Source organism: Crossiella sp. NPDC003009 (assembly GCF_053591555.1).
The window spans coordinates 26,737-33,981 of record NZ_JBSFUA010000068.1 but is presented as its reverse complement, the minus strand read 5'-3'; the positions used below and the strand labels follow the sequence as shown (position 1 = coordinate 33,981).

General features: G+C 70.6%; 9 protein-coding genes. 5 read left to right on the top strand and 4 right to left on the bottom strand.

What is annotated here, in order from left to right; genetic code table 11:
• From ACWDY5_RS38645 to pdhA, 3 genes are all read right to left on the bottom strand, one after another.
• The coding region (locus ACWDY5_RS38645) for a biotin/lipoyl-containing protein (protein WP_449727100.1) at positions 1-369 on the bottom strand (369 nt) is incomplete at its 3' end.
• Positions 370-398: 29 nt separating this feature from the next.
• A complete protein-coding gene (locus tag ACWDY5_RS38640) occupies positions 399-1,388 on the bottom strand; it encodes an alpha-ketoacid dehydrogenase subunit beta (RefSeq protein ID WP_252479547.1) in 990 nt (329 codons plus the stop codon).
• Positions 1,389-1,391: 3 nt separating this feature from the next.
• Positions 1,392-2,477 carry a pyruvate dehydrogenase (acetyl-transferring) E1 component subunit alpha gene (gene pdhA, locus ACWDY5_RS38635; RefSeq protein WP_449727099.1) on the bottom strand — a complete coding sequence of 362 codons (1,086 nt, stop codon included), beginning with the start codon at positions 2,475-2,477 and terminating at the stop codon, positions 1,392-1,394.
• Positions 2,478-2,640: 163 nt separating this feature from the next.
• On the opposite strand from pdhA, the gene ACWDY5_RS38630 reads away from it, so the two are divergent.
• The 4 genes from ACWDY5_RS38630 to yidC all read left to right on the top strand — a co-directional run bounded on the left by ACWDY5_RS38630 (position 2,641) and on the right by yidC (position 5,312).
• Positions 2,641-3,147, top strand: a complete 507-nt coding sequence (locus ACWDY5_RS38630) for an Lrp/AsnC family transcriptional regulator (protein WP_308202770.1) — start codon at positions 2,641-2,643, stop codon at positions 3,145-3,147.
• A gap of 477 nt (positions 3,148-3,624) precedes the next feature.
• The gene (locus tag ACWDY5_RS38625) at positions 3,625-4,305 is read left to right on the top strand and encodes an NIPSNAP family protein (RefSeq protein WP_449727098.1); all 681 of its coding nucleotides are present in this window, start codon (positions 3,625-3,627) and stop codon (positions 4,303-4,305) included.
• Between the two features lie 41 nt (positions 4,306-4,346).
• Complete coding sequence (locus ACWDY5_RS38620) at positions 4,347-4,607, top strand: DUF6412 domain-containing protein (RefSeq protein ID WP_449727097.1); 261 nt, start codon at positions 4,347-4,349, stop codon at positions 4,605-4,607.
• Positions 4,608-4,640: 33 nt separating this feature from the next.
• A complete protein-coding gene (gene yidC, locus ACWDY5_RS38615) occupies positions 4,641-5,312 on the top strand; it encodes a membrane protein insertase YidC (RefSeq protein WP_449727096.1) in 672 nt (223 codons plus the stop codon).
• Here yidC and ACWDY5_RS38610 read toward each other — a convergent pair.
• Entirely contained in the window at positions 5,267-6,928 is a 1,662-nt protein-coding gene (locus ACWDY5_RS38610) for a purine-cytosine permease family protein (RefSeq protein WP_449727095.1), read from the bottom strand. The genes yidC and ACWDY5_RS38610 overlap by 46 nt on opposite strands.
• Before the next feature lie 95 nt (positions 6,929-7,023).
• Between ACWDY5_RS38610 and ACWDY5_RS38605 the strand changes: the two genes are divergently transcribed.
• Positions 7,024-7,239 carry a class I SAM-dependent methyltransferase gene (locus tag ACWDY5_RS38605; protein WP_449727094.1) on the top strand — a complete coding sequence of 72 codons (216 nt, stop codon included), beginning with the start codon at positions 7,024-7,026 and terminating at the stop codon, positions 7,237-7,239.
• Positions 7,240-7,245 lie beyond the last annotated feature (6 nt).

The following is a 7,245-nucleotide window of genomic DNA, read 5'->3' as shown; positions in this document are numbered from 1 at the left end:
GGTGACGGACCTGGGCCAGGTGACCCGGCACGAGGGTGGGCGGGTGACCCGGCTGCCGACCAGCACGCTCTCCCGCTCAGCCGGCGCCGCGGCGGGCTCGGGCTCAGCCGGGGCCGAACCCTCGCCGCCGCAGTCGATGGTGATGAACGGCGAGCCCACCTCCACCGTGCTGCCCGGCTGGTGGTGCAGCTCCACCACGGTGCCCGCGTACGGCGAGGGCATCTCCACCGCGGCCTTGGCGGTCTCCACCTCGGCGATGATCTGGTTGAGCGCCACCGTCTCGCCGGGGCTCACGTGCCAGGTGATCAGCTCGGCCTCGGTGAGGCCCTCCCCCAGGTCGGGGAGGTTGAACTGCTTGAGGTCGGCCACTTCCGCTCCAGAAGACTCGGGTGAGGGGATCAGTACGCGAGCACGCGGTCGGTGGCGTGCAGCAGGCGGTCGAGGTCGGGCAGGTGGTGCTCCTCGAGCTTGCTGGCCGGGTAGGGCAGGTGGAACCCGCCGACCCGCAGCACCGGGGCCTCCAGGTGGTAGAAGCAGCGCTCGGTGATCCGCGCCGCGATCTCCGCGCCCATGCCCATGAACACCGCGGCCTCGTGCGTGACCACCAGGCGGCCGGTGCGCAGCACGGACTGCTCCAGGGTGTCGAAGTCCAGCGGGGACAGCGTGCGCAGGTCCACCACCTCGATCGACACGCCTTCTTCCGCCGCCGCTTCGGCCGCGGCCAGGGCGGTGCCGACCACCGGGCCGTAGGCGGCCACCGTCAGGTCCGTGCCGCTGCGCGCGATCCGGGCCTGGTGCAGCGGTTCCCGCGCGGTCAGCGCGCGGTCCAGGTCGACCTCGCCCTTGTGCTGGTAGAGCCGCTTGGGCTCGAAGAACAGCACCGGGTCGTCGCTGGCGATGGCCTGCTGGAGCATGCCGTAGGCGTCGTCGGCGTCGGCGCAGGAGACCACGCGCAGGCCCGCGGTGTGCGCGAAGTAGGCCTCCGGGGACTCCGAGTGGTGCTCGACCGCGCCGATCCCGCCGCCGAAGGGCACCCGGATGGTCAGCGGCATCTTCACGTTGCCCCGTGACCGGTAGTGCAGCTTGGCCACCTGGGAGACGATCTGGTCGAAGGCGGGGTAGATGAACCCGTCGAACTGGATCTCGCAGACCGGCCGGTAGCCGCGGAAGGCCAGGCCGACCGCGGTGCCGATGATGCCGGACTCGGCCAGCGGGGTGTCCATCACCCGGTCCTCGCCGAAGTCCTTCTGCAGGCCGTCGGTGATCCGGAAGACCCCGCCGAGCTTGCCGATGTCCTCACCCATCAGCACGACCTTGGGGTCGTCCTCCATCGCCTTGCGCAGCCCCGCGTTGAGGGCCTTGGCCATGGACATCCTGGTGGTCGCCATCGGTCAGTTGCTCCCTTCGAACCCGTCGAGGTAGGCCGCGTACTGGGCGCGTTCCTCCGCGACGAGGGGGTGCGCTTCGGCGTAGACGTTGTCGAACATGGTCAGTGGCTCCGGGTCGGGCAGGGCCAGGCAGCCCGCGCGCAGCTCGGCGGCGACCGCGTCGGCCTTGGCCGAGACGCTGTCCAGGTAGTCCTGGTCGGCCAGGCCCTCGCGCTGGAGCAGGGCCAGCATCCGGCTGAGCGGGTCGCGCTCGCGCCATTCCTCCAGCTCGCCGGTGGGGCGGTAGCGGGTGGGGTCGTCGGCGGTGGTGTGCGGGCCCATCCGGTAGGTGACCGCCTCGATCAGCGCCGGGCCGCTGCCCTCGCGGGCCCGCTGCAGCGCCCACCTGGTCACCGCGAGCACGGCCAGCACGTCGTTGCCGTCGACCTGGATGCCCGGCATGCCGTAGCCGGCCGCGCGCTGGTAGATCGGCACCTGCGCCTGCAGGCCGACCGGCTCGGAGATGGCCCAGTGGTTGTTCTGGCAGAAGAACACCGCGGGCGCCTGGTAGGTGGCGGCGAAGCCGAGCGCCTCGGCGATGTCGCCCTGGCTGGTCGCGCCGTCGCCGAAGTAGGCGATCGCGGCCGCCTCGGCGCCGTCCCGCTTGAGACCCAGCGCGTAGCCGGTGGCGTGCAGGCCCTGGGCGCCGATGATGATCGCCGGGATGGCCATGTTGATGTCGTAGGGGTCCCAGCAGCTCAGGCTGGTGCCTCGCCACATGCCGAAGACGTCGGCCGGGTCGACGCCGCGGCAGTAGGCCACGCCGTGCTCGCGGTAGCTGGGGAAGACGAAGTCGTCGGCGGCCAGCGCGCGGCCGGAGCCGATCTGCGCTGCCTCCTGGCCGAGCATCGGCGCCCACAGGCCGAGCTGGCCCTGGCGCTGCAGCGCGGTGCCCTCGGCGTCGATCCGCCGCACGACCACCAGGTCCTCGTACAGCCCGCGCAGGGCGGCGCCGTCCAGATCGGCGATCAACCCCTCGTACACGGGGTGCGGCCGTCGCTCACCTGTCGGGGTGAGCAACTGGACCATCTGGTCCGTGGTGACGGTCACCGCGCGCTCCTCTCCTCGGCTCCACTGCCAAGTAGTGTGGCCCATCTCAGCGAAACGTGGCCGTTGGCTCAATAGTTGGCGGAAATCTTTTACCAATGGCACAGTCACGTGGCGCCGGTCACGCCTGCTGAACCGGTACTGATCCGTCCTGCGGAGGGGCCAAGTGACCACATCGTCGTCTTCGACGTCCTTCGACAAACTCGACTTGGCGGTGCTCCGCCTGGTCATGGAGCAGCCTAGAGCGGGCGTGCGGGAGTACGCGCGCCTGCTCGGTGTGGCGCGGGCGACGGTGCAGTCCAGGCTGGACCGGATGGTCAAGGACGGGGTCATCGACGGCTACGCGCCGCGGCTGTCCCCGGCCGCGATGGGCTTCCCGGTGCTGGCGTTCGTGCACGTGGACGTGGCGCAGGAGCGTTTCGCCGAGGTGCCGCGCAGCCTGGCGGCGATCCCGGAGCTGATCGAGGCGCACTCCATCGCGGGCGAGGGCGACATCCTGTGCCGGGTGGTGGCCAGGGACAACCGGCACCTGGAGGCGGTGATCGAGCGGATGATCAACACGCCGGGGGTGGTCCGGACCCGGACCGAGGTCGCGCTCAACGACCGGGTGGCGCACCGGGTGTTGCCGCTGGTCGGGGTGCTGGAGCAGCAGGTGGGCCGGTTCACCGGGTGACACACGGGAGCCCGCCGCGGCGGACGGGCCGGTGCGACGGGCTCAGGTGGTGACGCGGGTGCTTGGTGCGTCGGTGCTGGTGTCTAGTCCAGATCGAGCGTGAACTCCGCGGCGCAGGCCGCGGTACAAGGCCAGACCTGGTTGCAGGCGCTGCACCGGTTGTCGGCGCAGAAGTGGCAGCTCAGTGTCTGCACCGCTGCCTGTCGGTAGGTGTCCAGCAACGTTGACCAGGCATCTGCTTCGGTCGCCATTGACGATCACAGCCTTCCCCACTGTGGTGATCCCTCTGCGTCACAGGATTGCACGTTGTGACTTGGGTCTCAACGGAATGAGGCCAACAAATGGGTGATGCTCTATCAATTTTCTTCACAGTTTGTAACTGAGCGTGGGCAGTTAAACCCTCATCCGTGCCAAACCCTGACGGTAGATGGCAGCAAAAGAGGCATACCGTGCGCTGTCCGCTACCGAAGGAGCCCCATGTCGTACCCCTCCGTGATCGAACTTCGTCAGTACACCCTCCATCCGGGGCGTGTCGGCGACCTCATCGAGCTGTTCGACCGGGAGTTCGTGGACACGCAGGAGGAGGTCGGCATCCGGGTGCTCGGCCAGTTCCGGACGCCCGCGGACGCCGACCGGTTCGTGTGGCTGCGCGGGTTCGCCGACATGGCCGCCAGGCAGGCCGGGCTGACCGCCTTCTACGGGGGACCGGTCTGGGCCGAGCACCGGGCCGCGGCCAACGCCACCATGGTCGACTCCGACGACGTGCTGCTGCTCCGCCCCGAGACCGGCGAGCTGCCGCACGGGCCGTGGCCGGAGCCGGGCGTGTACCTGGCCACACTGTGCTTCCTGGACCAGCCGGTGACCGAGGACTTCCGCGCGTTCCACCGGGCGGAGCTCGCGCCGATGCTCACCGCGACCGGCGGCCCCGCGCTGGCCTGTTTCAGCACCGAATACGCGGCCAACAACTTCCCCCGGCTGCCGGTGCGCGAGGGCGAGCACGCCTTCCTCTGGCTGAGCCGGTTCCCCTCTGCCGAGGAGCTGGCCGCGCACCAGGCGGAGCGCGCGGGGACGACGGCCTGGCGCGCGCTGACCGAGCGGCTGATCGCGGAGCCGACCGAGCTGCCGCTGCTGCCCACGGCGGGCTCGGCGCTGCGGTAGCCGGCCGGGAACTCCGCGTGCCGCCCGCGCGTTGTGCTGGCGTGCAGGGGGTATGGCTGGCGCTGGTCGGGACGCCCGACACGTTGCTGCTGACCACGATCGCGGTCGTGACGCTGCTCGCCGCCCTGCTCACCAGCCAGCTCCTCGCCCAGGTCCGGCGCACCCTGCTGCCCCAGGGCCAGCCCTGGACCCCGGACCTCCTGGGCCGCCTCGCCCACAACCGCTACCTGCGACTCGGTGACCCCGACGCACCGGGCCGTCCCCGTCCACGAGCCCCCGGCGTGACCCGCGCCTTCGCCTGATTCCCTTACCGCACAAGCGAAACCGGGTCACCCATGTCCATCTTCGACGCGCCGGTGCACGGCGCGTACCTCGTGGTGTCCGCACTCGGCGGACCCCTGCACACCGTCGGCGCGATCATCGCCTTCACCCTGGCCGTCCGTGCCCTGCTGCTGCCGCTCAGCCTCGCCGCCCTGCGCGGTGAGCGGCGGCGCACGGCCTGGCTGACGCGGCTGCGCGAGATCCAGGACCAGCACAAGGACAGCCCGAGACGGCTGGAGCGCGAAATGGCCAAGGCGCAGGCCGAGGGCGGCTCCCTGTTCGCCGGGATGCTGCCCACTCTGGCCCAGGCGCCGTTCTTCTTCGTGATGTACCGGCTGTTCCTCTCCGATACCGTCGCCGGGCAGCCCAACGGCCTGCTCCAGCACGAGCTCTTCGGCGCGCCACTGGGCGAGCGGGTGGCCTGGCTGCTCGGCGCGCACCCACTGGTCGCCCTCGGGCTGCTCCTGCTGCTGGCCGCCACCGCCCACTGGTCAGGACGACTCGCCGTGCGCGCGGGCACCACCAGCGTCCTGGCCCGCCTGCTGCCCTACGCGCTGGTGGTGTTCAGCCTGTTCCTGCCACTGGCCACCGCGATCTACCTGCTCACCACCACCGCCTGGACCCTCGCCCTGCGCGCGGTCTACGACGCGGTGGTGCCCAAGGAGGTCGCCGTGGTCCGCGGCTGAGCCGGCAGCACGTGCACGCCGGTGCGGTCGGTGCTCAGGCACAGCGAGCAGATCACGCCGCCGGCCGCGCTGGCGAGCACGTCCGGCCGCTCGAAGTCCTGCCGGCACACCACGCAGTCGTAACGGGTGCCGCTGGGGTTGCCGTCGGCGTCCAGCACCGGCTCCGCGATCCCGTCATCGTTGCGGCGCAAGTAGAAACGGCCACGGGTGAGCACCGCGGTCAGCGGGGTGAGCACCAGCGCGATCAGCACCGCCGCGGGCGGCGAGTACGGCTGCAACGCCTCGCCGAGCAGGCCGAAGTACATCGCGATCGAGATGCCGGAGGAAGCCAGGAACGACACCACGCCAACGGGGTTGACCGCGTAGAGCATGCCGCGCCGGAACTCCGGCACCTTGGGCGAGAGGCCCAGCAGGTGCTTGTTGACCATGATGTCGGTGGCCACCGTGACCACCCAGGCGATGGCGCAGTTGGAGTAGAAGCTGAGCAGCCCGTTGAGGAAGCTGAACATGTCGGCCTCCATCAGCGCCAGCGCGATGCCCAGGTTCACCACCACGAACACCAGCCGGCCCGGGTAGCGCCGGGTCACCCTGGTGACGGAGTTGGTCCAGGCCAGCGAACCCGAGTAGGCGTTGGTGACGTTGATCTTCACCTGGCTCAGCACCACCAGCAGCAACGCCAGCGGCACCACCAGCCAGCCCGGCATCAGCTGCCGGAAGGCCGCGGTGAACTGCTCGATCGGCTCCACCGCCCGAGTCAGCCCCACACTGTCCACAATGTACACCGCGAGGAAGACGCCGATCGCCTGCTTCAGCGCGCCGAAGACCACCCAGCCCGGCCCGGCCAGCACCACCGAGGCCCACCAGGACCGCCGGTTGGCCGCGGTCCGCGGCGGCATGAACCGCAGGTAGTCGATCTGCTCGCCGATCTGCGCCATCAGCGACAGGCACACCCCGGCGCCGAGCATCACCGCCGCCGCGCTCAGCTGTCCGGAACCCTTGCCCGGGTGGTCCAGGAACCGTTGCACCGACGCGGGATCGGCCACCACCAGGTAGACCAGCGGCAGCACGATCAGCACCAGCCACAGCGGGTTCGTCCAGGTCTGCAACCGCGCCAGCGTGCGCATCCCGTAGACCACCAGCGGAATGATCACCAGCGTGGACACCAAGTAGCCGAGCCACAGCGGCAGCCCGAGCCCGTACCGCAGCCCCTGCGCCATGATCGAGCCTTCGAGCGCGAAGAAGATGAAGGTGAAGCTGGCGAAGATCACGCTGGTCAGCACCGAGCCGTAGTAGCCGAACCCGGAACCCCTGGTGATCAGGTCCAGGTCCAGGTTGTACCGCGCCGCGTAGTAGGCCAGCGGGAAACCGGTCACGAAGATGACCCCGGCCGCCACCAGGATGGACAGCAGCGCGTTGAGCGTGCCGTGGTTCAGCCCGATCCCCGCGCCGATGGAGAAGTCCGCCATGTACGCCATGCCACCCAGCGCCGACCCGCCCACCACCGCGGGCGTCCAGCGGCGGTAGCTGCGCGGGGCGAACCGCAGCGTGTAGTCCTCCAGGGTCTCCCTGGTGGCCGCGTCCGTGCGGGCTGGCGCGACCTGCTCGTCCACCGTCATGCCAGCGGACGCTAGGAACGCGGTGTTTCCGGGGTGCGGCGCGACTGTGACGAACAGGTTCCGGGCCGAAGCGGTCAGCGGGTGCCGCGGACCGCGTGGGCAGCGCGGAGCACTACGCGCGCGGCCGCCTCGCCTACCCGGCCGGGCTCGCCGACGCGCTGGCCGCGCAGCTGCGGCTGGACGGCACCGGCCGCCTGCTCGACATCGGCTGCGGCCCCGGATCATTGACCCTGCCGCTGGCCCGCCTGTTCCAGGAGGCGGTTGGCGTGGACGCCGACCCGGACATGATCACCGAGGCCGAGCGGCAGTAGGCAGAG